Genomic DNA, 25,569 nt, shown 5'->3' on the forward strand with positions numbered 1-25,569 from the left:
CCGAAGCGCGCAGCTTCAGGCGGATAAGGGCCGCGCGTGTTTGAGCGAAGCGAGTTTGCGCGGACCCCGCCTGAAGCGAGCACTGCAGGGCAGCCCGAAGGGCCGGCGTAGCGGGGTCGACCGGCCCGCACCGCCTACCGGGCTCTCCCCCCAACGCACAGTCACATTCAAACCTGAAACGGCGGCATCCTTCGCACCTTGCGCAACAGCAGCCCAGGCAGCCGCAGCACAAACTCCACCATCAACCGCGCATGCATCCACGTCAGCAGCGCGTTGTCGCGCCCATAGCGAAAGTGCGAAACCCCGCCTTCCTCCGCAGTGAGGTACTTGACCGGCGCATCGATGTTGACCGGCTTCACGCCACGCCAAGCGAGGCGCACCACGGCCTCGGTATCGAAATCGAAGCGACGCATCCAAGGCTGCCGCTTCATGATGGCGATCAGATCCGCAACCGGATACACGCGAAACCCGTAGAGCGAATCACCGACCCCCGCGAACAGCGTCTCAAGCTGCGTCCATCCGTTGGATACACGCCGACCACGTACCCGTAATAGCGGCGCGCTCGCATCGAACACCGGACGCCCCAGCACCATCGTCTCGGGCCGGGCCTTCGAAGCCTGCATGAAAGCCGGAATCAGATCCGCCGGATGCTGCCCATCGGAATCCATCGTCAACGCATGCGTGAAGCCCGCCTCCTGCGCCGCAAGCAAACCGTGCAACACCGCCGCGCCCTTGCCCCGATTTTCCGGCAACAGCCAGACGCGCAGCCCCGGATCCGACGCCGCCATCTGCTGCAGCCGCTCGCCCGTACCGTCCGTGCTCCCGTCCACCACCACCCATACAGGATTCCATTCGGCGCGCGCCGCACTCACCGTCGAGAACAGGCGTTCGCCCGTGTTGTAGCTGGGGATCAGGACAAGGTGGGTGCGCGAGACGTCTGGCATGCGGGCTGCGCGTCGGGCGCGCGCTGTTCCATGGATTGGCGGAAGTATTGTTCGATCTGCCGCAGCAGCGCGTCGCTGTCCTGCGTCGGTGCAAAACGCTGGCCCAGCCTCAGCGTGAACACGATGGGGAAGGGCGGCACGCGCCACAACGGCCAGCCCTTGGCAAGATAAGGCGAATCGGTGTCGATGAACACCGTCTGGATCGGCGCCTGCGCCAGCTTGGCGATCAGCGTGACACCCGGCTTGAACGTGTTCAAGGGCGGTGTCACGGTCCGCGTACCCTCCGGGAAGATCACGAGCTGCCCACCGTTCTTCAGATCGTCCACCGCCAGCCGCACCATCGTCCGCGCCGAATCGTTGCGGATGTAGCGCGCCAGCCGTGCGCCAGCGCCGAGGAAGATGTTCCGCATCAGGTCCGCCTTCATGATGCAGGCACTGCGCGGCAGCCGTGCCACCAGCATCAACGCGTCGAGCATGGTCGGATGATTCGCGACGAAGATCAGCCCCCGCTCTTCCCGCAACGCGTCGAGGCAAGCGGCGTCGATGCGCATCATCCCGCTGGCCGACGCAGCCGCCCAGAAAAAACGATAGGCGCGCGCGATCACCGTGCGGCCGAGCGCGCGCCCCGTCTCGGCCGGCAGCACCGGGTAGAGCAACATCGCGATCACGTTCCAGACCAGCGAAATGCTCCCGAGCAGCACCAGCAGCGCATAGAGCGGCAGCGCGAAGAGCATGGAAAGCCCCAGACGAAGCAGCCGGTTCATCGCACCCTTCATGCTTCAGGGATGCAAGGCGCCGGCGGCGACGGCATGCGCTTCGATCTCCACCAGCAGGTCCTGGCGGCAGATGTCGGCTTCGAGGTACACCGCGTGGGTCATGGAATGAGCCGCCGGACCCAGTGCCTCCTCGAGCACCCGGCGCACCAGCGGCGCGTCCGTCACATGACGGACGTAGACCACGCAGTCCAGCTTTGCCAGGTCGAAGCGCGCGCTCGTGCGTTCATTGGCCGCCGCAATCACAGCGGCGAGATTGCGGAGCGTCTCCTGGGTCTGCGCGATCACCTCGCCCACATGCACCGTCTCGTGCCCGACGATGCTCGCCGTGCCCGAGATGAACAGTGCGACATCACCGCCGCCCAGTTCCGCCAGCGCAGCACGCGAGAAAGTCGGCGAGCGTGGGCCATAAGTGGCCGGATAGCGGTAGGCCGACACCTGCCGCGGGTTTTCGATGGGCAGCGGGGCGACACGCCCTGCCAGGAAGCGAATGCACAACGCGCCCTGGTGAATGCCGAGCGCGCAGGCAGCAGGTGCACCTTCGAAGGCCGCTTGGCCCGCCTCGACGAAGGCCTCCTGCCGTCCGAGATTGAACTGCCGGTAGCGTTCGAGTCCGCCGCCGTCGCCATTGATCTGCGGCAGGTAGTTCCATACGCGCAGCAGATGCGTGCAACCGGTCTGCTCCAGCGCGGCGAAGAGATCGCGATAGGCCCGCTGGGCGAGGGCGGCAAGCCCTTGTTTCTCCACCGATTCGTCGAGGTCGATTGCGCCGAGCATCCAGTGCCCGTCGCAGCGCCAGCGCACCACGCCCGTGGTGCCGGACTCGATGTGTTCGCTGGCGTGCCAGACATCCGCCATCGCACCCGCGTCGGAAAGCACCCGTGCATTCACGGTCGGCATCCATGCGAGGTCGTCGGGCGTGCCGTAGCCCAGCGCGCCGAAGGGCGAACGGCCGTTGACCGCCATGGCTAGGCTTTCGGAGAGGGACAGGCGCTCGACGCGCAGGGGCGGCACCCCCAGAGGTACGCGCGCGGTCACTTGGCCTCGACGATGTTTTCGCCCGCGAGCGGGCCGAGGTCGCGGATGTTGCGCTGCCGCCGCCGCCATGCGTCCCACGTTCGCCGCGGATGACCGGCGGACACCGCGTAGTAGATGGTCTTCAACACGCGCAGCGAATGCCAGATGGGCGTCTTGCCGTGGATGTCGCCGGCCAGCAGCGACAGCAGCGCTTCCTTCACCCGGAACGGGTTCTGCGGATACATGAAGAATTCGCGCATCGTCGGATTCGTGACCCGGAAAATGAACCACGAGAACTCGCGCGGGCCCCTGCGCATCTCGCGTTCGAAGCGGTGGCGCGCGGCCGTGGCGACCTTCGCCGGCTGGTCCAGCGTTGCCGCCACGACGTCCGCACCCTCGAACGCACTGTGCATCGCGAGGTACACACCTGACGAGAAGACCGGATCGACGAAGGTGAAGGCATCGCCCAGCATCAGATAGCGCTCGCCGCTGCAATGCGTGCTGATGTACGAATAGTTGCCTGTGGCGTACACCGCGTCGTCGACCATCGTGGCGTCCTTCAGGCGCTTTGCCAGCGGTTCGCACATCGCGATGGTGTCGGCGAAGAACTCCTTCAGCGGCTTCGTGCGCGACTTCAGGTAGTAGGGCCAGCACACGGCGCCGATGCTGGTCGTGCCGTCGGCCAGCGGGATGTACCAGAACCAGCCATGCTGGAACCAGAAGATCGTGATGTTGCCTTCGAGCTTGCCCGGCTGGCGCTCGGCATTGGTGAAGTGGCCGAAGAGCGCGGAGCTGTTGTGCCGGGGGTTCTTCTGCTTCGCCTTGAACTTGTTCGACAGGAAGGTGTCGCGGCCGGAGGCGTCGATCACGAAGCGGGCGCGCCAGGAGCGCCTCGCGCCGTCTTCCTGCACCGCCTGCACGGTCGCGCCATCCGCGTCGAAATCCACCTCGCGGACGCGGCAGCCTTCGAGGGCCTCGGCACCTTGGGCAGCCGCATTGCGGAACAGGATCTCGTCCATGTCGGAGCGCCGCACTTGCCATGCATAGGGCATCGACTTGTCCCAGGCTTCCGCGAATTCGAGCCGGGCGACGTGATCGTGATCGGGCGAAACGAATTCCACGCCCCACTTGGGCATTCCGATGCGCTCGATCTCGTCGCGCACGCCCAGCTTGTCGAACAAGGCCACATTGGCCGGCAGCAGGGATTCGCCGATGTGAAAGCGCGGGTGATGGGCTTTTTCGACCAGCACGACCTTGCGACCCTGCCGTGCCAGCAATGCCGCCGCAGTGGCGCCCGCCGGGCCGCCCCCGATCACGAGCACGTCACACGCCTCCGACGAGGGCGCGGAAGATTCCGATGTTGTTATGGGGATATTCATGCGCGTCGGCGGGATTGATCTGAAGGGGACCCCCGAGTATCCCAAAAAGGCATTGGCGCTCCTGTCAGACGAACCCCGGTCGTTGCGCGCGCCGGACAGTAAACTTGCTGCCTGCTTTTGAAAACACACGACAGCGAGAAACAGAGCCATGGCCGGACACAGCAAATGGGCGAATATTCAGCACCGGAAGGGCCGCCAGGACGAAAAGCGAGGAAAGCTCTGGACCCGCGCCATCCGTGAAATCATGGTCGCCGCGCGCACCGGCGGCGGCGATCTCGGCGCCAATCCGCGACTGCGGCTGGCGGTCGAAAAGGCCAAGGCGGTCAACCTGCCCGCCGACACGGTCAAGCGCAACATCGACAAGGCCACCGGCAACCTCGAAGGCGTCAACTACGAGGAAATCCGCTACGAGGGTTACGGGATCGGCGGCGCGGCCATCATCGTCGATACCATGACCGACAACCGCGTTCGCACCGTGGCCGAGGTGCGGCACGCCTTCTCCAAGCACGGCGGCAACATGGGCACCGAAGGCTCGGTGGCCTTCCAGTTCAAGCACTGCGGGCAGTTCGTGTTCGCACCGGGCACGAGCGAAGACAAGGTCATGGAAGTGGCGCTGGACGCCGGCGCCGAAGACGTGGTCACCGATGACGACGGCGCAATCGAGGTGCTCACGGCGGTCGGCGACTTCGAGACTGTCAAGAACGCCCTCGAGGCGGCGGGCCTGAATCCCGAGGTGGCCGAAGTCACCATGCGCGCCGAAAACACCATCGACCTCGCCGGCGAGGACGCCGCCCGGATGCAAAAGCTGCTCGACGTCCTGGAAGACCTCGACGACGTGCAGGATGTCTATCACAACGCAGCGCTTTCCGAATGACGGAAGCGCGAACGAAAGACTGCGAATGAAGGTACTTGTCATCGGGGGAGGGGGCCGCGAGCACGCACTGGCGTGGCGGCTGGCGCAGTCGGATCGGGTCTCGAGGATCTATGTCGCGCCCGGCAATGGCGGCACGCGCGCCGATTCGCGCTACGAGTGTGTCGACATTTCGGAACCCGCTGCGCTGCGCGCGTGGGCCCGGAAGGAAAAGATCGCCCTCACGGTGGTCGGCCCCGAGGCACCGCTGGCTGCCGGCGTGGTCGACGAGTTCCGCGCGCACGGCCTGCGAATCTTCGGGCCGACGAAGGCGGCGGCGCAACTCGAAAGCTCCAAGGCCTTCTCGAAGGCCTTCATGAAGCGCCACAACATCCCGACGGCCGAGTACGAGGCTTTCACCGATGCGGCCGCAGCACACGCGTACGTCGATGCCAAGGGCGTACCGATCGTGATCAAGGCCGACGGCCTGGCGGCGGGCAAGGGTGTCGTCGTCGCGACTACGCTGGCTGAAGCGCACGAGGCGATCGATTTCATGCTGCTGGACAACAAGTTCGGCGTATCCCACAACGAGGGCGGCGCGCGCGTCGTCATCGAGGAATTCCTGCAGGGCGAGGAAGCCAGCTTCATCGTGCTGTGCGACGGCAAGAACGTCACCGCGCTCGCCACCAGCCAGGACCACAAGCGCCTGCTCGACGGCGACGAGGGTCCCAACACCGGCGGCATGGGCGCCTATTCGCCGGCACCGGTGGTGACGGCCGAGGTGCACGCACGTGCCATGCGCGAGATCATCCTGCCGACCATCCGCGGCATGGAAAAGGACGGCATTCCGTACACGGGCTTCCTGTACGCGGGGCTCATGATCGATGCGGCCGGCCATCCGAAGACGCTCGAATTCAACTGCCGCATGGGCGACCCCGAGACGCAGCCGATCATGCTGCGCCTCAAGTCCGATCTGTTCGAGGTGTTCTGGCACGCGACCGACGGTACGCTCGATCAGGTCGAACTCGACTGGGACCGCCGCGTTGCGCTCGGCGTGGTGATGGCGGCCCATGGCTACCCGCTCGATCCCCGGAAGGGTGATCGCATCACCGGAATTCCGCCCGAAGCGGCGGACGCCGTCGTGTTCCATGCAGGCACGACGCTCGACAACGGCGAACTCGAGACCAGCGGCGGCCGCGTGCTCTGCGTGACGGTGCTGGCCGACAGCGTCAAGCAGGCGCAGCAGCGGGCCTACGCCGTCGCGGCGCGCATCCAGTTCGACGGTGCGCAATACCGCAAGGACATCGGGCACCGCGCCGTCCACGCGCGCGGTTCGCAGGCTTGATGCAGACCCAGACCCTGCCTGGAACCAGGCCGGAAGAGGTCGGCGACTATCTGCGCGGCCTGCAACAGCGCATCGTTGCCGCGATCGAGGCAGCCGATGGCGGCCGGAGCGTTCGTGACGAGTGGCGAAAGGCGCCCGACGAGCCACTGCAAGGCAGCGGCCTGACATGCATTCTCGAAGGCGGTGCGTTGTTCGAGCGCGCAGGTTGCGGGTTCTCGCAGGTGCGGGGGCCCAAGCTGCCGCCATCGGCGACACAGCATCGGCCCGAACTCGCCGGCGCGCCCTTCGAGGCAATGGGGGTCTCGCTGGTGTTCCATCCCCGCAATCCCTACGTTCCCACCGTTCACATGAACGTGCGGATGCTCGCGGCGCTGCCGCCGGATGCCGAGCCCGTCTGCTGGTTCGGCGGCGGCATGGACCTCACGCCGTACTACGGCTTCGAGGAAGACGCGGTGCATTTCCATCGGACGTGCCGCGACGCGCTCGCGCCCTTCGGCGATGACAAGTACCCGCGCTTCAAGCAATGGTGCGACGAGTACTTCGTGTTGAAGCACCGCAACGAGCAGCGCGGCGTCGGCGGCGTCTTCTTCGACGACTTCTCCGAACTCGGCTTCGAGCGGAGTTTCGCCATGGTGCGCTCGGTGGGCGATGCCTTCCTGCCCGGGTATCTGCCCATCGTGGAGCGGCGTCGCGACACGGCCTATGGCGAGCGCGAACGCGAATTTCAGCTCTACCGGCGCGGGCGCTATGTCGAGTTCAACCTGGTATGGGATCGCGGGACGCACTTCGGCCTGCAGTCCGGCGGGCGCACCGAGTCGATCCTGCTCTCCATGCCGCCGCTCGCGAGCTGGGCCTACCGCAAGGAGCCCGAGCCGGGAAGCGCGGAGGCAGCGCTGTACAGCGATTTCATCGTGCGGCGCGAATGGCTCTGAACAAGCCACGTGTCGGTGTCTTCGGCGGCGCTTTCGATCCGCCTCACAACGCGCATGTGGGCCTGGTCCGGGCGGCGCTGGCCCAACTCGACCTAGCCGAGTTGCGCATCTTCCCGACAGGGCAGGCGTGGCACAAGGAGCGAGCGCTGAGCTCAGCGGACGACCGTCTTGCCATGGCGCGGCTGGCTTTCGACGGCCATGCGAACACGGTCGTCGACGATCGCGAGATCGCGCGTTCCGGGCCCACCTACACGCTCGACACCCTGCGCGAACTGCGACGCGAGCAGCCTGCGGCACAACTGGTGCTGATCATGGGCGCGGACCAGGCATCGTCGCTCCCTCGCTGGCACGGTTGGGAGGAGATTCTCGCGACCGCTATAATTTCCGTAGCATTTCGCGCAACATCCACGGGCTCCAGCGGTTCATTCGACCCCGGAACCCTGCCATCTCTTCCTCCTGGCGCGCGATTCGAAAAGCTCGAACTCCCGCCGATGGACACCAGCGCGACCGACATCCGGGCGCGCGCAGCGCGTGGCGAAGACCTTGATGGTCTGGTTCCGCCGGCGGTTGCACGCTATATTGACCGACACCACCTCTACCGCTCCACCTGATGAACACTGAAGCCGCCGCCAAGAAAGACACCCAGAAACTCCAGAGAGCCATCATCGATGGCCTCGAGGACGTCAAGGCGCAGGACATCCAGGTTTTCGACACCGAGCATCTCTCCCCGCTGTTCGAGCGCGTGATCGTCGCCTCGGGCACCTCCAACCGCCAGACCAAGGCGCTGGCCGCCAGCGTGCGTGATGCGGTGCGGGAGGCAGGCTTCGGCAAGCCGAGGGTGGAGGGCGAGGCCAACGGCGAGTGGATCATCGTGGACTGCGGCTCCGCGGTGGCGCACATCATGCAGCCGGCCATCCGGCAGTACTACCACCTCGAAGAAATCTGGGGCGACAAGCCGGTGCGCACCAAGCTCGGCGCGACGAAGCCCACCATCGCCAAGGCCACGGAAGAGAAGGCGCCAGCCGCGAAGAACACCTCCCTGCGCCGCTCCAGCGCCGCGAAGACGGCGATCCGCGCTGCAGAGCAGGCCGCCAAGGAACAGAAGCCGGCCGGCAGGAAGACCGCGCCCAGGAAGGCGGCGGCATCGAAGCCAGTGAAGACGGTGGTGGTGAACAAGGCACCCGCCAAGAAGACCGCAGCATCGAAGAAGGCTGCGCCCGCAGCGAAGAAGGCCGCGCGCAAGACTGCTTCCGCGAGGTCATGAAACTCCTGGTGGTCGCAGTCGGGCAGCGCATGCCCGACTGGGCGCAGACCGCCTGGGACGACTACGCCAAGCGCTTTCCGCCCGAACTCAAGCTCGAACTGCGCGCCGTGAAGACCGAGCCGCGCGGCTCGAAGACGCTCGAAACCCTGTACGCCGCCGAACGCGAGCGGATCGAGTCCGCCATCGCGAAAGGCATGCGCATCGTCGCGCTGGACGAGCGCGGTACTGCACTCACCACCAAGGCACTCGCCGCCCGCTTGCAGGCCTGGCAAGGCGAGGGCGACGACGTCGCGCTGGTGATCGGCGGTCCCGACGGCCTCGATCCCGCATTCAAGGCGGCGGCCCACGAACGCATCAGGCTCTCGGACCTGACTCTCCCGCATGCGATGGCGCGGGTGTTGCTGGTCGAGCAGTTGTATCGGGCGTGGTCGGTCAACGCCGGTCACCCGTATCACCGCGAATGAACCCTGAATTCATCTACCTGGCGTCGCAGAGTCCGCGCCGCGCGCAGCTTCTGGGACAGCTCGGTGTTCGCCATGAACTGCTGCTGGCTGCTCCGGACGAGGACTCGGAGGCGCTGGAGGTCGTGCTGCAGGGCGAATCGCCGACGGCCTACGTGCAGCGGGTCACCGCGCTCAAGCTCGACGCCGCAGTGACGCGGCACGAGCGGCTCGGCCTGCCGGCGGCGCCCATCCTTTGCGCGGACACGACCGTCGCGCTGGGGCGCGAGATCCTCGGCAAACCCGAGGATGAGCGCGATGCCGAGCGGATGCTCGACATGCTCTCCGGACGCACGCACCGGGTGATGACCGCCGTCGCCCTGCAGGACGGCAGCAAGCGGCTCGCAGCGCTCAATGTCTCGCACGTCCGTTTCGCCGAAATCGGCAAGCCGCTGATTGCCGACTACGTCGCCAGCGGCGAGCCGCTCGGCAAGGCTGGCGCCTATGCCATCCAGGGGCGGGCGGCGGCCTTCATCGAACACATCAGCGGCTCGCATTCGGGCATCATGGGCCTCCCGATGTTCGAGACCGCCCAGTTGCTGCGCCAGGCCGGCTTCAGGCTCTAAGAAAACAGATGCAAGACATCCTGATCAACTGGTCCCCCCAGGAAACCCGAGTGGCCCTGGTCGAGCATGGCGCTGTGCAGGAACTCCACGTCGAGCGCACGCTGGAACGCGGGCTGGTGGGCAACATCTATCTCGGCAAGGTGTCGCGCGTGCTGCCGGGGATGCAGTCGGCCTTCATCGACATCGGGCTCGACCGCACCGCGTTCCTGCACGTCGCCGACATCGTGTCGCCGTTCACACCCGGCTCGCGGCCGAGTGGCGCCGCGCCGGATCGCGACCATCGAAACGGCGGTGCGATGGTGCCGATCGAGAAGCAGGTGTTCGAAGGGCAATCGCTGCTGGTGCAGGTGATCAAGGACCCGATCGGCACCAAGGGCGCGCGGCTGTCGACGCAGATCAGCATTGCGGGGCGCCTGCTCGTCTTCCTGCCGCAGGACAACCATGTGGGCGTCTCCCAGAAGATCCCGCCGGACCTCCGCGATGCGCTGCGCACGCGCATGCAGGTGCTGATCGAGGCGGCCGCCGCGGCCGACAGCGGCGGCGTGGTGCCGGCGAACACGGGGGGTTTCATCCTGCGCACCAACGGCGAGGATTCGAGCGACGCCGAATTGGCCGAGGACATCGCCTACCTGCGCAAGATGTGGTCGCGGATTCGCGAGCTTTCGTCGCGCATGCCGCCCATGTCACTGCTGCACCAGGACCTGAGCCTTTTGCAGCGCGTGCTGCGCGACATGACGATCGAGGACACGCAGACGATCCGCATCGATTCGCGCGAGCAGTTCGATTCGCTGCTCAAGTTCGGGCTGGAATTCATGCCGCAGGCGGCCGGCAAGCTTCAGCTTTACAAGGGCGAGCGGCCGATCTTCGACCTCTATTCGATCGACGAGGAAATCGCGAAGGCGCTGGGCCGCCGTGTCGACCTGAAGTCGGGCGGCTACCTCGTGGTGGACCAGACCGAGGCGCTGACGACGGTCGACGTGAACACCGGTGGCTTCGTGGGTGCGCGCAATTTCGACGACACCATCTTCAAGACCAATCTCGAAGCGGCGCAAGCCATCGCGCGGCAGTTGCGGCTGCGCAACCTGGGCGGGATCATCATCGTCGACTTCATCGACATGGCGCGCGACGACCACCGCGAGCAGGTGCTGGCGGAGTTTCGCAAGCAGCTGGCGCGGGACCGCGTCAAGACGACAGCCGGGGGCTTCTCGCAACTGGGGCTGGTCGAGATGACGCGCAAGCGCACGCGCGAGTCCCTGGCGCACATGCTGTGCGAGCCTTGCCTCGCCTGCGCAGGGCAGGGCATCGTGAAGACGGCGCGCAGCGTGGCCTACGACGTGCTGCGCGAGATCCTGCGCGAGGCGCGCCAGTTCACGCCGCGCGAGTTCCGCATCGTGTCGTCGCCGCAGGTGATCGAGCTGTTTCTCGACGAGGAAAGCCAGCATCTTGCCGGCCTGAGCGACTTCATCGGCAAGCCAATTTCGCTCCAGGCCGAGCCGGCGATGGGCCAGGGTCAGTACGACATCGTCTTGCTCTAGCTCCGCGGCCTAGAGTGTCGGATCCTGACCGGGCTGCGCGCCCCTGACGGCGAGGTTTTGCAGGCGGGCGTAGAGGCCGTCGAGCGCCATCAGTTGTGCGTGGCTGCCTTGTTCGGCGATGCGCCCATGGTCCATGACGACGATGCGGTCGGCATGCTGGATCGTCGACAGGCGGTGCGCGACGATCAGGGTCGTGCGGCCCTGCATCAGGCGCTGCAGCGCTTCCTGCACGAGGCGTTCGGATTCGGTGTCGAGCGCCGAGGTGGCCTCGTCGAGCAAGAGGATCGGCGCATCCTTGTAGAGCGCACGTGCGATGGCAAGGCGCTGGCGCTGGCCGCCCGAGAGCTGCGTCGCGTTGTGGCCGAGCACGGTGTCGATACCCTGCGGCAGGCTGTCGACGTGGACCGTCAGGTTGGCCGCGGCGACGCACTGGTCGACGCGTTCGCGGTCGATCGCGGCGCCGAGCGCCACGTTGGCTGCCAGCGTGTCGTTCAGCATCACGACGTCCTGGCTCACCATCGCGAACTGCGCGCGCAGGCTCTGGAGCTTCCACTCGCCGATGTCGTGGCCATCGAGCAGCACCTGGCCCGTGCTCGGCAGCACGAAGCGCGGCAGCAGGTTGACCAGCGTGGTCTTGCCCGAGCCGGATGGGCCGACGAATGCCACGGTCTCGCCGGGTTCGATCGTCAGGTCGACATCATCGAGCGCGCGGGCCTCGTCTTCGCCGCGGTAGTTGACGCGCGCCTTGCGAAGCTCGATGTGTCCTTCGGCACGGCCCACCTCGTGGCGTCCCTGCGGCTCGGCACCGACGCTGTCGACCAGCTCGAGACCACGCTCCAGCGCCGCGAGGCCGCGCGTGATCGGGTTGGCCATGTCGGCAAGCCGGCGAATCGGAGCGATGAGCATCAGCATGGCCGCGATGTAGGCGACGAAGCCGCCGACGGTCAGGCCCTGCTCGTTGCTCTGCCACAGGGCAATCACCACCACCACCGACAAAGCAACCGCCGCCAGCAACTGCGTGAGCGGCGTCATCGCGGCGGAAGCGATGGTGGACTTCACCGCGAGCCGGTTGAGGCTGTGGCTCAGGCGCTCGAAGCGGTCCGTCTGGGTCGCCTCAGCGTTGTGAAGTCGCACGACGCGGTGCGCCAGCACGTTCTCCTCGACCACGTAGGCGAGTTCGTCGGTGGCGATCTGGCCCAGCCGGGTCAGGTGATAGAGGCGCTTGGACAGCACCTTCATGATCCAGCCGACGCCGGGAACGAGGACGCCCACGATCAGCGTGAGCTTCCAGTTCAGGTAGAGCAGATAGAACAGCAGTGCGATCAATGTCAGGCCGTCGCGCGACAGCCCCAGCAAGGCCTGTACCAGCAGCATGCCGCCAGTCTGGACTTCGTAGACCACGGTGTTTGACAGCGTGCTGGCGGACTGGCGTGTGAACAGGGCGAGTTCGGCCGAGAGAAGTTTTTCGAACAGCATGCGGCGAAGCCGCTGCATGCCCTCATTGGCGATGCGCGCCAGCGCATATTGCGAAATGAACTGTGCGAGCCCGCGTACGGCGAAGAGAAGGATCATTGCCACTGGCACGATCCACAGCGCGAGCTGCCCCCGCGTGAAGCCGCGATCGAGCAAGGGCTTCACGAGCGCCGGCATCAGGGGTTCGGTGAGCGCTGCAATGAGCGCGGTAAAAAATCCGAGGGCCCACCAGCGGCGCGAGCCTCCGAACCAGGTCATCAGTCGCGCGAGTCGTCGCGTTAAGGGGGGGCGCGCTTCTTCGGCGGCGGGGGAGGGCTGCATGGCGGCGCATTCTACGGGCGCGCCTTCTGTAGGACCGGGCCGGTTCGTACACGTTTTGTGACGCCGTGACCATCGCAATGTGTACCATGTGCACACTTTCCGCCCGAGACAAGAAACTTAATCCTCGGCAACTTCTCCGAACTGCATGAAAAAGCTGTTGCAAGACATTCCCCCAACCCTTTCTTCATCGTTCATCGCTCGCCGCGCCTTGATTGCGGCCATTGCCGTCTCCCCCGTGCTCCCCTCATTCGCCCAGTTCCGGGTCGAGGTGTCGGGCGTTGGATTGACGCAGCTGCCGATCGCGCTGGCCCCTTTCAAGGGCGAGGAAGGGTCGCCGCAAAAGATCTCCACGATTGTCCAGGCCGACCTCGAGCGCAGCGGGCAGTTCCGTGGTGTCGATGCTTCCGGTCAGTCGCTGGACGAGACCTCCCGTCCCGACCTGAGCCTCTGGCGTCAGCGCACCGCCGACTCCCTCGTCGTCGGCAGCGTGAACAAGCTCGCCGATGGCCGCTACGACGTACGCTTCCGCCTCTGGGACGTGGTGCGCGGACAGGACCTCGGCGGCCAGAGCTACACCGTGCCGCAAGCCGACCTCCGGCTCGCTTCGCACCGAATCGCGGACTATGTCTATGAAAAACTGACCGGCGAGAAGGGCATCTTCTCGACCCGCATTGCCTACATCACCAAGAACGGCACGCGCCACACGCTCTGGGTCGCCGACGCGGATGGTGAAAACGCCCAGGCCGCGCTTGCCAGTCCGGAGCCGATCATTTCCCCGCGCTGGTCGCCGAATGGCCAGCAGCTCGCCTACGTTTCCTTCGAGGCGCGCAAGCCCGTGGTGTATGTGCACAACGTGAGCAGTGGCCAGCGGCGTCTTGTCGCCAATTTCAAGGGCAACAACAGCGCGCCGGCGTGGTCGCCCGATGGCTCCACGCTGGCCGTCACGCTCAGCCGCGATGGCGGATCGCAGATCTTCACGATCCCGGCAAGTGGTGGCGAGCCGCGGCGCCTCACGCAGAGCAACAGCATCGATACCGATCAGATGTATTCGGCGGACGGCAGCTCGATCTACTTCGTGAGCGACCGTGGCGGCGCTCCACAGATCTACAAGATGGGCGCCAGCGGCGGCGGCCCCACGCGGGTGACCTTCAGCGGCACCTACAACATCTCTCCGGCAATCAGCGGCGACGGTCGGTGGTTGGCCTACATCTCGCGCGTGGGAGGCGGGTTCAAACTCCATGTGATGGAACTGGCGACCGGCAACGTGCAGGCAATCACCGACACGACCGCCGACGAACGTCCCAGTTTCGCCCCGAACAGCAAGTTGATCGTCTACGCCACCAAGCTGCAAGGCCGTGAAGCGTTGATGACGACGACGCTGGACGGAAAAATAAAAGCTCGGCTGGCGGGACAGGCTGGAGACATACGCGAACCGGACTGGGGTCCGTTTCAAAAGCAATGATTAACTTGAGGAGTTCGAAATGTTGAAACGTACGATTTATTCGCTGGCCATCGTGGCGCTGATCGCTGGTTGTTCGTCGGGTACCAAGCTCAACGACACGCCCGTGGTCGACCGCAACGCGGGCCAGGGCTCCGGTGGGTCGACCAGCGGTGTGGCGCCGGTCACCATCGACCCGAATGCGCAGACCGCGCAGGGACCGGTCGGCGTGGCGCGAATCATCTATTTCGACTTCGACAGCTACACCGTCAAGCCGGAGTTCCAGCAACTGATCGACGGTCACGCCCGCTTCCTCAAGGCGAACCCGAATCGCCGCATCTCGATCGAAGGCCATACCGACGAGCGCGGCGGCCGCGAGTACAACCTCGCGCTGGGCCAGAAGCGTTCCGAGGCGGTGCGTCGCTCGCTCGTACTGCTGGGCGTGACGGATGTGCAGATCGAGGCCGTGAGCTTCGGCAAGGAAAAGCCGGCCGCTCAAGGTTCGGGTGAAGACGTCTGGGCGCAGAACCGTCGCGCCGAAATCACCTACCGTTGATGATGATGCGCGGTGTTTCCTTGCGAGGGGCTGCCCTCGCAGCCGCGTTGCTGTGCGCCTCTCTAGGGGCCCAGGCCGCGCTGTTCGAGGACGACGAAGCCCGGCGCGCCATCCTCGACCTGCGCCAGCGGGTCGAGGCCATGCGATTGCAGGGCGAGCAGCGCCAGAACGACGAGAACGCACAGTTGCGGCGCAGCCTGCTCGATCTGCAGAACCAGATCGAGCAGATGCGCGGCGATGTGGCGCGCCTGACCGGCCAGAACGAACAGCTCACGCGCACGGTGACTGAAATGCAGCAGCGTCAGACCGAAGTCGACGACCGGCTCAAGAAGAACGAGCCGTCCAAGGTCTCGGTCGATGGGCGCGAGTTCAATGCCGATCCCAAGGAGAAGGCCGACTTCGACGCAGCGCTTGGCATCTTCAGGGCCGGCCAGTTCGCGCAGGCGCAGACGGCGTTCGCCGAATTCGTCAAACGCTATCCGCAAAGCGGCTACAACGCGTCCGCGCTGTTCTGGCTCGGCAATGCGCAGTACGCGACGCGCAACTACAACGAGGCCATCGCAAACTTCAGGTCCATGCTGTCGCTGGCGCCCGATCATGCGAAGGCGCCCGAAGCCGTGTTGTCCATCGCCAACTGCCAGATCGAACTGAAGGACACACGCGCGGCACGCCGGACGCTTGAAGACCTGACCAAGGCCTATCCGCAGTCCGAGGCCGCGCAGGCGGGGCGCGAGCGCCTCTCGCGACTTCGCTGACGTCGGTTCGTATCTTGTCGAATACCGCTTCCCCGGTCGCCGCTTCGGACGACGCCGACCTGGCCCGCCGTTTCGGCGGGCTCGAGCGTCTCTACGGCGTGACTGGCGCGTCGGCGATTCGAAATGCACACGTGCTGGTTGCCGGCATCGGCGGCGTGGGCTCGTGGGCCGTCGAGGCCTTGGCGCGCAGCGGGGTAGGGCGGCTGACGCTGATCGATCTCGATCACATCGCCGAGTCCAACATCAACCGTCAGATCCATGCGCTCGACGCGACGGTGGGCCAGGCGAAGGTCGAAGCGATGCGCGAACGCATTGCGCAAATCAATCCCGGTTGCAAGGTGCTCGCGCTCGACGAATTCGTGGAGCCGAACAACTGGCTGCAACTGCTCGCCACCGCACAGGCGACCAACGGGACTGCTGCCGCAATCATCGATGCGTGCGACCAGGTGAAGGCCAAGGTCGCCATGGCCGCATGGGCGCGCGAGTCAGGCGCGGGCTTCGTCACGGTCGGCGCGGCGGGTGGCAAGCGCATGGCGCACAAAGTCGATATCGACGACCTCGCACTGGTCACGCACGATCCCCTTCTGGCGCAACTTCGACAGCGTCTGCGCAAGGAGCACCGCGCGCCGCGCGAGGGTCGAAAGATCGGAGTGACCTGCGTCTTCAGCCGCGAAAGCGTGGCGCCGCCGGACGCCTCCTGCGCAGTGGAGGGCGACGGCTCCCTCAACTGCCACGGCTATGGTTCGGTGGTGAGTGTGACGGCGACCTTCGGACAATGTGCCGCGGGGTGGGTTCTGGACAGGATTGCCCGAGCCGGCACGCTATAATTTCGGGCTTTGCCGGATTCGACGCCGGTGAAGATCAAGTCGAAGAGAGATTGAGAGATTGGTATCGGGACGTTAGCTCAGTTGGTAGAGCAGCGGACTTTTAATCCGTTGGTCACTGGTTCGAATCCAGTACGTCCTACCATCCGTTAAGCCGCATGGTTATTGAAGAGTCTGCTATCAGATCGGTAGCAGGCTCTTTTTATTTTTGCTCTGCTTTTTCTTGATGTAACGGCGGACGTAAGGAAATTTCGGATGTCGCATGGTGTTGTCGCTGCCCCACGTGTGCCCTGCTGGCCGGCGTGGTTCTCGACGCCTCCCTACACAATCGCCAGATGATGCTGCCTTTCGCCCCAGTCGACGCCTCGCAGGTCGAGTGCCAGCGTTGCCAACCCACGGTGCAGACTGGCGAGGGGAGTCTGTGAACGACGCACCACACGCCGAGGCGCTCGCGCTGCTAGCCAACCCCCTCATTTGTGAGGACGTTCCCGGGTGGAAAGAGAACAAGGAGAAGCCGGGCTTGGCGATCACCGAGTGCGGCCTGATGTCGGAAGACGGAAGCCGGGCAGGCCTGCACGTTGTCATGCAGGTTGGGTGGTCCAAGCGAACCGGGATTACGACCTACAAGTTCACCGTCTTTCGGATGAACCTCGGGGCGGCTCAGCGCGTTTATCAGTTGGAGATCAACGCCGTGGCGCACGCACCGAAGAACTGGCACGACATCGTGCACGAACACATGGGGGACGCTAGGGTCAGTGGCTCCGCCGACTGGCTCAAATGGGGCTTCGACGAGGCGCTTGACTATTTCTGCAAGCGGGCCAACATCGCCTTCAAACCACCACTGGATGACCCTTTCGCCTTCGAATTGAGACCATCATGATCTGCGAAACCCTGTCGAAAACGCTTGGCTTCGACTGCTCGCCCGTCACGGCGAGCGGCGACGTCGTACTCATCTCGACGCCGTTTCGGTTCGACGATGGTGATGCCCTGCCGGTCTTCGCTGAGACGGCCGCCGGGCAGATCAGGTTCTTCGACGACGGCCAATCGATGATGCACTTCATCGGTCGGGGCGTCAGGCTGGAGAATGGCAAGAACACCCGGTTCATGAGGTCGGCCGCCAAGGAACACGGAGCCGTGTTCACCGAGCTAGGTGAAATCGAAGTTTGGGCGCCGCTCGACGATGCGCCGGGAGCCTTCGCCAGATACCTCAATTCGCTGCTGGCGCTCGTTTCCTGGGAGCGGGATCAGAGAGGTGCCGCCACTGACGAGACGCAGTTTGTCGAAGAGGTTGTCATGGCGTTGCGGGCTTGGAAGCCTGACGCCGTACTCACTGAAAACCCGGCATTCGAGGGCGTTTCCGGGCGGGCCTACAACCTCGATGTGATGTTCGAAGGCGCGGGCGTGGTTGCGACTGGCCCCCATCCGAACGCCATCAGTTCGGTCTTGCACAAGCTCGTGGACATTCATGGCCTGATGGCAAACGCAGCGACGAAATTCTTGGTCGTGATCGACGATCGGGTCGACCCGGATGCGGCGAAGAAAGAGGCGCTGATCATGCAAAGCGTCGCGACCGTCACACCGTTCACCGCGCTGGAGAAGAGGGCGTTTGTACCGCCTTGGCAGCAGTAGCAATCTGACCATTCTGGCCCGCCTCGCGCGGGCCTTTTTGTCCGTTCACCTTCAACGCCAGTCGTCTCAAGATGCTGCCCTACGTTCTCAATCAGATCGATGCCGCTGCGCTCGACGAAATTTGTCGCCAGCGATTCGCTGAGTCGGGCACGCTCGATTTCAAGCGACTCATTCCAGCCCGAGACGGTGGGGGGACGTTTGAGATAGCAAAAGACGTGAGCGCCTTCGCCAATGCTGATGGCGGCGATCTTGTGTATGGGATCGAGGAGCAAGATGGCTCGGCGGCGAGTTTGATGCCGATCATTGGCGAATCGGCAGATGAGGCTGAGCGCCGGCTTCGGCAGGTKATTGACGCATCGATCGAACCTCGCCTTGGCGTGCAGATGAAGGCCGTCGAGGTCGGCGACGGCTTTGTGCTTGTGGTGAGGGTGCCAAGCTCGTTTGATGGACCTCACTGCGTTCGCAAGGACACTCAACGTCGATTCGTGCTTCGCAACGGAACATCTACGTCAGATATGAGCTACGACCAGATTCGAACGGCTTTTGGGCGCACGGCATCGCTGGGCGAGCAGGCACGAAGGTTTTTCGGTCAACGAATGCAGGCTATTCAACAGCGGCAGACGTGGCGCCCAATGATGAAGGATTGCCCACTTGCTGTTTTCGAATTTGCTCCGCTGTCGGGCGTCGCTGGTCGCTCGAAGATCGATATGGGCCGTGTGGACTTCTCAAAATTCATCGTCTGGGACGGCGGCGGAAACCCCGGAATCAACCTCGATGGCGTGGTGGCGCACTATGAGGGGGATGACGGCTTGTGGGGCTTGAGTCAGGTGTTCCGGAACGGGTGCGTGGAATCGATTGTTGTGGCGGGAGGCGCCGACAGGAATGGTCGCGGAGGCGTTTGGAGGGAAAGCGTTGAGGCGTTCTATGCGCGTGCCTTCGATGCCTGTTTGGCCGCTGCAACGCGGTGGGACCTTGCCGGCCCCGCAATCGTGCAATGTGCGGTTCTCAACGTGGCGGATTGCGTCTTAGTGACGGGCTCGGTGCATGACCACATCAGCCGAAAAGTCGCTGACCGGCCGCACTTGGTTCTGCCGGAAATCTGGATCGAGGACATCAGCGCAGACCTAAATGGCACTGAAGTGTTGATGGAAACAAATGACGTTCTGTCTCAATCGTTTGGGTTCATGCCATCCCGACGCCGAGGTTGACGGCGGTCCAACAACCCACTCCGCACGCACATCTTCAGCCCGCCTGCTCACTTTCCGCGCGGCGGTACTCGGCCAAGGCTTCAGCGAAGCGCTGGTCATAGAACTCCTTGGCGTCAGGCCGCAACCCAGTCAGATGCACCACGGTCGCCTCGTTCGTGCACAAGGTGTTGAACAAGAACACCGCGCTGTCGAGTAGCGGTTGCATCGCAGGGACATTCATTACCCGCTGATCGTCAAGGTGGGCGACAAACTTATCGCGATATTCCCTGACTCCGGCAATCAGCGCGCCGTAGGCAGCTTCGTCCATCCCGAGAGCTGCCGTGAGCCCGGCAAGCAGCGTCGCGGGCTCTGGGATGACGCGGGCGAAGTGGTGCTTGCCCTTCTTGTCCGCGAAGACCTTGCACCACTCCGACACCGCGATATCGAGGAAGTTGCCATTCGCTCTGATCCAGAAATTGCGCTGCACGACGACGTGCCTCTCGCCCTTGGAACTGGTCGCCCAGCCTGCGCGGTAGCACGCAATGTTGTCGATGCAATGGTGGGTCAGAAGTGCGACTCGCCTTACGCGTTCACCCTCGGTCAGGGCCTCGTCGTCTTCGTCGTCGGGCTCGGAGCTTTGCGCTGATTGTTCGCCGGTCACGTGGCCTCCAGGCTGTGAATGATGGGTGATGATGCACCGTGTCATGGCCGCGCGGTGCGCCCGCGACCGGGCCGAAAGTCTCGGTCAGGCAAAATTGACGCGGGTCGGTTCTGCCGGTCCTCGCGGCTTCGTTTCCTGCTCACGCCAGCGGATGCATGGCCCTGATTTTTTGCCACATGGCCGGCCAAGAAGGCTGCAACACTCAACCCACTCGATCACATGTCCTACCTCTCTGAAAAGTTCGCGTCCGCTCGCTCTGCCCTCATGCTGCCGCACATCAACGGCGAAGTGAGCAGCATCACGGCGGCGATGCACGAAGCGTCCCTTGGCCTCGACAAGCTCAATCGGTCGACGCTGGAACCGAGCCTCCAGGACTACCTGCGCGAGTTTGACGACCTGATGGACACTACCGGCCTGTCAGACCCCAATGGCGAGGGCCTTCACGCCGTCAAGGCGCGCAGCTTCACGGTGGACCAGAGGGCGCAGTTTTCGAGGCTTGTCGATGAGATCGCCAGCCTCAGCGCCTGAGACACCGCATCGCTTCACCAGCCCGCTTCGGCGGGCTTTTTCATAGGCAATCTGCCGCGACCTCGACACCGTCTCACTTGACGGCCACGAAACAGCTTCGAATCAGTGTTTCCTGCTCTTCACTCACGTCGTCAGTCGATGCGGCGCAAAACTGCACATCGCGTGTCAGCTCTTTGTCGAGCATCCCGTACTGACGAATTGAGCCATCGACAATGCCGCTCTGCACTTGCGTGAGAGACAGTTCGTAGAAATCGTTGAAGCAAATCCAAGTGCTCAGCGGCAGACAGCAGCAGCCGCGCGTAAGCAAGAATGCTGCGAAAAAGCTACCGGCTTGGCACCCATGATCCGAGCGGTAGTGCGTCCCGTTGGATGTGGTCTTTGCCACAAGGAGGTGGCGATCAGAGGCCGCAAGCACGACCAAATACTTGTCCGCCGAGGCCCCGTCGGCGAACACAAAGCGCCGATGAAAAAGCACCGCTCCCGGCGTCATCGGCTAAGGGCGTCAATAAGTTCTTGGCGCGCCGCAGACAGTGCAGACATCGCCTCTTGATTGCCTTTTCTCAGCGCGAGTTCGTACGGGATTGGGGCCTGTCGAGCCCCTTGGCCTTCCCACACCTGATGCCACGGGGAATTTTCAAGGTGTGTTTTCTCAATCATCGTCTCAGCGTCTGCGTCTCGAAAATCTTTCGCAAGGCCTTTCAGCAGCGCGATCTCACGCCGAGAAAAATGCTTGGAATCGAACGGGCCGAGCGCTTTCGGCGTGAGCATTTCCTTGCCGCCCCACGAGATCGACTCGAAGGCCACCTTGCCGTCCCAAGAAACCCCCGGCTTAAGCTCTTCGAATAGCGACACCGGCACCGGCCCCATCTTCCACGCGGAATAGTGCAGGCCGGTCACAGAGCGGCCTGTGTCCCGGTAATGCTGAAAATCGAGGAAATACAGCAGCTTGAAGAGCTTCGTTTTCCCCAGCTTGCGCACGTTCGCAGCGAAGAAGGCCACGGCCTCAATCAGCTTTTCGCGTTCGTGAGTAATGAGCATGGGTGGTTGGGGAGTGCTGCGGGGCGCAGTTCTCGGCCACCCATTTTCCTCCAATCTGTCGCCCAGGAGCGGGTAGAAACGCCAGTATTGCTGTGCCGCAACATTTCCCGGTGTTCAGCCGGCCCGCCCAGGCGCCAGCCCGATGAGCAAAGCACTACCGGGAAACGCAGCGCTTTTCGCGCATGTTGTCGTCGCCGTCGTTCACTTCGACGCGGCCAGCATGCGGCGGGCCGCCCTCTGCCGGCGTCACATCGCGACCAGCGATTTTGTAGATAACGCCTTCGGCAGCGCCAGCGCCGGGCGCTCGCAGCGAGCATTCGATCGAGAGTTCTGCATTCCGTACGTCGTGCTCGCGGCGTTCGGCCAGCACGATCTTCCCCAGTTCTCGGATACGCTCGCGCGCCTCGGCTTCGGTCATGGTGTGGGTTCCTTGGGCACCATGGTAGCGGCGGGCGCCGGTTGGCAAACCAATTAGGCCTACCATCCGCCCGTCGCGCCCCCTCCGAGGCCGCCGCTCGCGATATATGCGCGATTCCTCTGTCGGAAACGTTCTGGCCGATGACCTCGGGCGTGCTGATGTTGATCGTGCCGCGTCCTGCGCCGGCCCCGTTCAACGGTACAGCCGGATCGCGCACCTCGACCGGCTTCGGGATCGACACGGGAACCGATGACGGGATGTTCGCCGGCACAGGCGATGGCATGGTCGGGCCGTTCACGACGGCTTTGTAGGCGTTGCTGCTGTCCACGCCTGCCGCCACGAGAGCCTTGTACTTGTCGCGCGCATGCGTGAGCGATCCGCCGAACGCGCCGGCCGAGAGCGACGCCGCATTGCGAGCACTGCCCGTGTAGTAGCTCTTGCCCGTCGAAGGGTCTGCGATCGAGGCCCACTCGCGCGCTCCCGCGCGCTGCGCCGCGCCGAGGTTGTCGTGCTCGCCCCTGACGTAGCCGGCGATCGCGGGCCGCTTCTTGTCGAGCAAATATTCGGCGAAGATTCGCTCCTGAAGCTCAGGGGTGAACTGCTCTTTTCCAGTAAGGCCGATCGCGCCCACGGCGCCCTTGAGGGTCGAGGGGATCACTTGATACTTGCCGACAGCGAATAGTGACCCGGGTCAGCTCGTTGAGAAATACTGCCGCGTCCAAAAAATAGTTCGGGTATGCGCGCTCAAGCGGGCGGGGCGCACTACACGAAGGTCGCTTGTTTGGGTCATGTACGGGGATTGAGGTCCATGAGGGAGGGTATTCAAGCGCAACGCGCCTCACGGGCACAATTGGCCATGGTCAGTCAAGCCACGGAAGGCCGGACGCTGTGCGGCCCGTGGCGGCAAACTGAGACGAGTTTTCTTCCAAAAACACAACAACCAATTCACTGTGCAAGCTCTCGCGCTTATCTCAGGGCTCATCGGAGCCGTTGCATCTGCCGCGTTCGGTTTCCTGGTGCGCCTCGTCCTTGATAGACGATCGCAACGAGATGCCGAAAGACGGCTTGCGTTTGTCTACCTCATCAAGGTCAGCAATGTGGTCGCGGCCGACCTCGCGGTAAGAACTGCCATCAAAGCGATGGTGCCGGCTGACGAACTGAAGAAGATTAGCGAGCCGGGTAGTGGGCAATTTGAGGTGTCGCACAAACTGAGCGCGATGATTGCAGAAGGGCTTCAGAAAATATCTTTCGAGGAAATCCGCGCTGAGCAAAGTTATAGAGCGATCCCTCGCTTCATGAATTCGCAGCTTGAAACCGCCAAAGAGGTGAAGCTAACTTCGGAGCAGTTGTCCAAGCTGCCTCGTGATGTTGTTTTTTCGTGCGCAAAGTTTCAGACCCAGCTAACCCATGTCTTGCAAGTCGTGGAGATGTGGGGAGCACTTTTCGAGAATGACGAGAGGTACTGGGTCACTCCCGAGGGCATACACGACCAGTGGATGACGGTCGTGCGTTTCGTCAGGGCGGCGCAAGAGTTGAGATTCGCTCTCATTCGGTTTGGTGCGGCTAGTCCGGAGGAGGCAAGGGAACTTCTGGCAAAGCTGACCGAATCCGGCCTAGAGATAGTGCGTACTAAATGGGCGGACAAGATCAAACTCGACGCCGCTCTGGCTGCGCATAAAGCAGCTAACGGCGAGCCGATGGCTGAAGGCGCGTAACTCATTGCACGCTCGCTCTAGCACGATCCATAGCCATGTGGAGGCATGCGGGAGCACACGCACGAGGTCGGGGGGCGGGCCCGTCAAGATCGCCATCGCCCCGTAGGTGTCTCCGCAGGTCCGCAGCAGCCCAGATGATCGAAATCCGGCTGCGTGGCTTTTCGCGTCTCTTGTGCCCTTTGCGGCCTACTCAAGAACTGCGAAGACCCCTTCCACCCAAGCAAGCGGATACGCTATCTGTACCCTGATTGCGAGAGGCAGAATGCGGTGGGCCTGCGGCGGCTAACGCTGCCGGGGTTGATGACGGCACCGTGCTCGCCGATGGCTTTCTGCGCTTCGACGGTTCCTTCCGCGATCTGATGCAGTGTGGCCTTGATGAAGTCCTTGAGTTCCATGTTTCCCCTATGTCTTCGCATGCATTACCAACGAGAGCAGCTTTGTGTATGCGCTCCAGTTCGCGGCTGATTCTGTAGGGATGTTCCCATCGTCATAGAGATAGATGACGTCCGGCTCGTTGGAACTATCTGAGATCACGTTCACGGCCGCTTTAGCGACGGCCCCGACCGTTCGACGGTGAAGTTTCAGGCGGTCAGGGTGTGTGTCGTAATCCACCCACTCCTTGTTTGTCGTTCCTAACGGCTTGTAGTTGCGATTGAGAAGAAGCCAGCGCCCGTCGCCTGTCTTCTGAAGGCAGTATGGAAGTTGAGTGTGGGCAACACGGCCTAATGGCATTGCGGGCTCCGGGACAGGGTGCGGTTAAAGAAAGCAGTATGGCACTGGTTCTTTCGGCGCTCAGGATGCTTGGCTACAGGTTCCGCTCACGCGTGAAAAAATCCCTAGCCGGTGGCCCCTCGTGCCGGGTCCCGGCCAGGCGACCGCACTATCGCTGCACGGACGCTAGGGCCTCAGCGCTATCGGGGAAGTCTTTGCGGCTGAAGGCTCGCACGGTTCCGTCCTCGTCTCGCCACCAGCGGGCACGGGTCAAGGGGCGCGGCTTTGTCTCGCAACACTTGCGCTTCGTCGTCGGGGCGTGGTGCTCAGGACACCGGATTGGTCAAGGATCGAGATGGGTGCGGGGACTTCTGTGGGAATCTGGACGACCCCGGTCGGGTCATGTAGGTGGGTGGCTCGATGACAGTCTCATGCTCCACTGAGGGAGAAACTGTGGGACCTGATTTTTCCCGTCCGATGGACCCAGATGCATGTCTCGATCCAGCATGCTCGGGTCTATCGAGGGAAAGTCCAGCGAATCTTGGACCTTAGCCTCTGTGGGCGTGGTTCTTTTAATCCGTTGACCACCGGTTCGAATCCAGTACGTCCTACCAAGAACACCGCGTCGATATTGAATTGCCTGCTATCTTTTATATAGCCATGCCGCAATTCCTGAAGTCATCCCCCATCAACCCGATTGCGCACGGCGCAGCCTAGGTGCGAGCACGCCGCGTCAGAACGCGCCGAAGCCGCCTGAGCCAAAAGGGCCATTCATTGCTCCTCCCGATCGCGACTGCCCGAAAGACGGCGCGGTGCTCTTCCAATGCAACGTTGAGCGCATGCAGATTGCGCGCGTTATAGGCCCAGGTCCCCGAGACGGTGATGAGCCCGGATTGCATGGGCGAGACGACGATGTTCGCGGCGCCGATGCGCTCGAGGGCTGCGACACGAGCGGCTGCCTGAAAAGCAGGATCTCCGACGCCCGGCATGGGCCGCGAGGACGAGAAGCGGATGAGCTGTACCTGCGGATGGAAGCGGGTGACATGGGCGCACGCTTCATAGAACAGCAAGGCTCCGATGTTTCGTGGCTCATCTCGGGCCACTGAGGTCGGCGCAAAGTTTCCGAAGTAGACCTCGGTGCCGCGATTGCTCAGGCGCACGGGATCCACCCGGCCGAGGAACAATCGACCCGCGAACATCAACATGGGCT

29 protein-coding genes and 1 tRNA gene are annotated in these 25,569 nt (G+C 63.7%); 19 read left to right on the forward strand and 11 right to left on the reverse strand.

Annotation, left to right across the window (positions count from 1 at the left end; genetic code table 11):
• Positions 1-167: 167 nt before the first annotated feature.
• The 4 genes from AC1D3B_RS06110 to AC1D3B_RS06125 are packed head-to-tail and all read right to left on the reverse strand — an operon-like array spanning position 168 to position 4,113.
• A complete protein-coding gene (locus AC1D3B_RS06110; protein WP_478189769.1) occupies positions 168-944 on the reverse strand; it encodes a glycosyltransferase family 2 protein in 777 nt (258 codons plus the stop codon).
• A complete protein-coding gene (locus AC1D3B_RS06115; RefSeq protein ID WP_478189770.1) occupies positions 911-1,708 on the reverse strand; it encodes a lysophospholipid acyltransferase family protein in 798 nt (265 codons plus the stop codon). Before AC1D3B_RS06115 ends, AC1D3B_RS06110 begins: the two co-directional genes overlap by 34 nt.
• Before the next feature lie 15 nt (positions 1,709-1,723).
• Positions 1,724-2,755, reverse strand: coding sequence for a chorismate transformation FkbO/Hyg5 family protein (locus tag AC1D3B_RS06120; RefSeq protein WP_478189771.1), 1,032 nt, complete (start codon positions 2,753-2,755; stop codon positions 1,724-1,726).
• Positions 2,752-4,113, reverse strand: a complete 1,362-nt coding sequence (locus AC1D3B_RS06125; RefSeq protein WP_478190007.1) for an NAD(P)/FAD-dependent oxidoreductase — start codon at positions 4,111-4,113, stop codon at positions 2,752-2,754. The genes AC1D3B_RS06120 and AC1D3B_RS06125 overlap by 4 nt, the downstream gene beginning before the upstream one ends.
• Positions 4,114-4,261: 148 nt before the next feature.
• Between AC1D3B_RS06125 and AC1D3B_RS06130 the strand changes: the two genes are divergently transcribed.
• The 8 genes from AC1D3B_RS06130 to rng are packed head-to-tail and all read left to right on the forward strand — an operon-like array spanning position 4,262 to position 11,105.
• Positions 4,262-4,987, forward strand: coding sequence for a YebC/PmpR family DNA-binding transcriptional regulator (locus AC1D3B_RS06130; RefSeq protein ID WP_478189772.1), 726 nt, complete (start codon positions 4,262-4,264; stop codon positions 4,985-4,987).
• Positions 4,988-5,012: 25 nt separating this feature from the next.
• Positions 5,013-6,308 carry a phosphoribosylamine--glycine ligase gene (purD, locus tag AC1D3B_RS06135; protein ID WP_478189773.1) on the forward strand — a complete coding sequence of 432 codons (1,296 nt, stop codon included), beginning with the start codon at positions 5,013-5,015 and terminating at the stop codon, positions 6,306-6,308.
• Positions 6,308-7,240 (forward strand): oxygen-dependent coproporphyrinogen oxidase, encoded by a 933-nt coding sequence (hemF, locus tag AC1D3B_RS06140; protein WP_478189774.1) that lies wholly within the window; start codon positions 6,308-6,310, stop codon positions 7,238-7,240. The genes purD and hemF overlap by 1 nt, the downstream gene beginning before the upstream one ends.
• Positions 7,231-7,851 carry a nicotinate (nicotinamide) nucleotide adenylyltransferase gene (gene nadD / locus AC1D3B_RS06145; RefSeq protein WP_478189775.1) on the forward strand — a complete coding sequence of 207 codons (621 nt, stop codon included), beginning with the start codon at positions 7,231-7,233 and terminating at the stop codon, positions 7,849-7,851. The genes hemF and nadD overlap by 10 nt, the downstream gene beginning before the upstream one ends.
• On the forward strand, positions 7,851-8,504 hold the full coding sequence (gene rsfS, locus AC1D3B_RS06150; protein ID WP_478189776.1) for a ribosome silencing factor: 654 nt from the start codon (positions 7,851-7,853) through the stop codon (positions 8,502-8,504). The genes nadD and rsfS overlap by 1 nt, the downstream gene beginning before the upstream one ends.
• Positions 8,501-8,968 carry a 23S rRNA (pseudouridine(1915)-N(3))-methyltransferase RlmH gene (gene rlmH, locus AC1D3B_RS06155; RefSeq protein ID WP_478189777.1) on the forward strand — a complete coding sequence of 156 codons (468 nt, stop codon included), beginning with the start codon at positions 8,501-8,503 and terminating at the stop codon, positions 8,966-8,968. Before rsfS ends, rlmH begins: the two co-directional genes overlap by 4 nt.
• A complete protein-coding gene (locus tag AC1D3B_RS06160) occupies positions 8,965-9,570 on the forward strand; it encodes a Maf family protein (RefSeq protein ID WP_478189778.1) in 606 nt (201 codons plus the stop codon). The genes rlmH and AC1D3B_RS06160 overlap by 4 nt, the downstream gene beginning before the upstream one ends.
• 8 nt (positions 9,571-9,578) lie before the next feature.
• A complete protein-coding gene (rng, locus tag AC1D3B_RS06165; RefSeq protein ID WP_478189779.1) occupies positions 9,579-11,105 on the forward strand; it encodes a ribonuclease G in 1,527 nt (508 codons plus the stop codon).
• Between the two features lie 9 nt (positions 11,106-11,114).
• On the opposite strand, the gene msbA is transcribed toward rng, so the two are convergent.
• Positions 11,115-12,899 carry a lipid A export permease/ATP-binding protein MsbA gene (gene msbA, locus AC1D3B_RS06170; protein ID WP_478189780.1) on the reverse strand — a complete coding sequence of 595 codons (1,785 nt, stop codon included), beginning with the start codon at positions 12,897-12,899 and terminating at the stop codon, positions 11,115-11,117.
• A 145-nt stretch (positions 12,900-13,044) separates the two neighbouring features.
• On the opposite strand from msbA, the gene tolB reads away from it, so the two are divergent.
• From tolB to AC1D3B_RS06210, 8 genes are all read left to right on the forward strand, one after another.
• Entirely contained in the window at positions 13,045-14,361 is a 1,317-nt protein-coding gene (gene tolB / locus AC1D3B_RS06175) for a Tol-Pal system beta propeller repeat protein TolB (protein ID WP_478189781.1), read from the forward strand.
• Positions 14,362-14,380: 19 nt separating this feature from the next.
• A complete protein-coding gene (gene pal, locus AC1D3B_RS06180; protein ID WP_478189782.1) occupies positions 14,381-14,893 on the forward strand; it encodes a peptidoglycan-associated lipoprotein Pal in 513 nt (170 codons plus the stop codon).
• Positions 14,894-14,898: 5 nt separating this feature from the next.
• Positions 14,899-15,648, forward strand: coding sequence for a tol-pal system protein YbgF (gene ybgF, locus AC1D3B_RS06185; RefSeq protein WP_478190008.1), 750 nt, complete (start codon positions 14,899-14,901; stop codon positions 15,646-15,648).
• A gap of 14 nt (positions 15,649-15,662) precedes the next feature.
• Positions 15,663-16,475, forward strand: coding sequence for a tRNA threonylcarbamoyladenosine dehydratase (locus tag AC1D3B_RS06190; RefSeq protein ID WP_478189783.1), 813 nt, complete (start codon positions 15,663-15,665; stop codon positions 16,473-16,475).
• A 66-nt stretch (positions 16,476-16,541) separates the two neighbouring features.
• A tRNA-Lys gene (locus tag AC1D3B_RS06195) sits at positions 16,542-16,617 on the forward strand.
• Between the two features lie 276 nt (positions 16,618-16,893).
• On the forward strand, positions 16,894-17,352 hold the full coding sequence (locus tag AC1D3B_RS06200) for a hypothetical protein (protein ID WP_478189784.1): 459 nt from the start codon (positions 16,894-16,896) through the stop codon (positions 17,350-17,352).
• Positions 17,349-18,101, forward strand: a complete 753-nt coding sequence (locus AC1D3B_RS06205) for a DUF1828 domain-containing protein (protein ID WP_478189785.1) — start codon at positions 17,349-17,351, stop codon at positions 18,099-18,101. Before AC1D3B_RS06200 ends, AC1D3B_RS06205 begins: the two co-directional genes overlap by 4 nt.
• A gap of 71 nt (positions 18,102-18,172) precedes the next feature.
• Positions 18,173-19,309, forward strand: a complete 1,137-nt coding sequence (locus AC1D3B_RS06210; protein ID WP_478189786.1) for an AlbA family DNA-binding domain-containing protein — start codon at positions 18,173-18,175, stop codon at positions 19,307-19,309.
• Positions 19,310-19,343: 34 nt separating this feature from the next.
• On the opposite strand, the gene AC1D3B_RS06215 is transcribed toward AC1D3B_RS06210, so the two are convergent.
• Entirely contained in the window at positions 19,344-19,949 is a 606-nt protein-coding gene (locus AC1D3B_RS06215; RefSeq protein WP_478189787.1) for a hypothetical protein, read from the reverse strand.
• A 219-nt stretch (positions 19,950-20,168) separates the two neighbouring features.
• On the opposite strand from AC1D3B_RS06215, the gene AC1D3B_RS06220 reads away from it, so the two are divergent.
• Positions 20,169-20,477: a hypothetical protein gene (locus AC1D3B_RS06220; RefSeq protein WP_478189788.1), complete on the forward strand. Its 309-nt coding sequence runs from the start codon at positions 20,169-20,171 to the stop codon at positions 20,475-20,477.
• A 73-nt stretch (positions 20,478-20,550) separates the two neighbouring features.
• Here AC1D3B_RS06220 and AC1D3B_RS06225 read toward each other — a convergent pair whose 3' ends face one another.
• The 3 genes from AC1D3B_RS06225 to AC1D3B_RS06235 form a co-directional block, all read right to left on the reverse strand.
• On the reverse strand, positions 20,551-20,967 hold the full coding sequence (locus AC1D3B_RS06225) for a hypothetical protein (protein ID WP_435501427.1): 417 nt from the start codon (positions 20,965-20,967) through the stop codon (positions 20,551-20,553).
• Positions 20,964-21,515 (reverse strand): Panacea domain-containing protein, encoded by a 552-nt coding sequence (locus AC1D3B_RS06230; RefSeq protein WP_435501428.1) that lies wholly within the window; start codon positions 21,513-21,515, stop codon positions 20,964-20,966. The genes AC1D3B_RS06225 and AC1D3B_RS06230 overlap by 4 nt, the downstream gene beginning before the upstream one ends.
• 154 nt (positions 21,516-21,669) lie before the next feature.
• On the reverse strand, positions 21,670-21,933 hold the full coding sequence (locus AC1D3B_RS06235) for a hypothetical protein (protein ID WP_478189789.1): 264 nt from the start codon (positions 21,931-21,933) through the stop codon (positions 21,670-21,672).
• A gap of 140 nt (positions 21,934-22,073) precedes the next feature.
• Here AC1D3B_RS06235 and AC1D3B_RS06240 point away from each other — a divergent pair, with 140 nt between their 5' ends.
• Both AC1D3B_RS06240 and AC1D3B_RS06245 read left to right on the forward strand, forming a co-directional pair.
• A complete protein-coding gene (locus AC1D3B_RS06240; RefSeq protein ID WP_478189790.1) occupies positions 22,074-22,244 on the forward strand; it encodes a hypothetical protein in 171 nt (56 codons plus the stop codon).
• A 639-nt stretch (positions 22,245-22,883) separates the two neighbouring features.
• Positions 22,884-23,648, forward strand: coding sequence for a hypothetical protein (locus tag AC1D3B_RS06245; protein WP_478189791.1), 765 nt, complete (start codon positions 22,884-22,886; stop codon positions 23,646-23,648).
• Positions 23,649-23,881: 233 nt separating this feature from the next.
• Here the strand turns inward: AC1D3B_RS06245 and AC1D3B_RS06250 are convergent, their stop codons facing one another.
• Positions 23,882-24,043, reverse strand: coding sequence for a hypothetical protein (locus tag AC1D3B_RS06250; protein ID WP_478189792.1), 162 nt, complete (start codon positions 24,041-24,043; stop codon positions 23,882-23,884).
• A gap of 1,029 nt (positions 24,044-25,072) precedes the next feature.
• Positions 25,073-25,564: a hypothetical protein gene (locus AC1D3B_RS06255; RefSeq protein WP_478189793.1), complete on the reverse strand. Its 492-nt coding sequence runs from the start codon at positions 25,562-25,564 to the stop codon at positions 25,073-25,075.
• Positions 25,565-25,569 lie beyond the last annotated feature (5 nt).

The organism is Variovorax sp. P5_A3, from assembly GCF_056400665.1.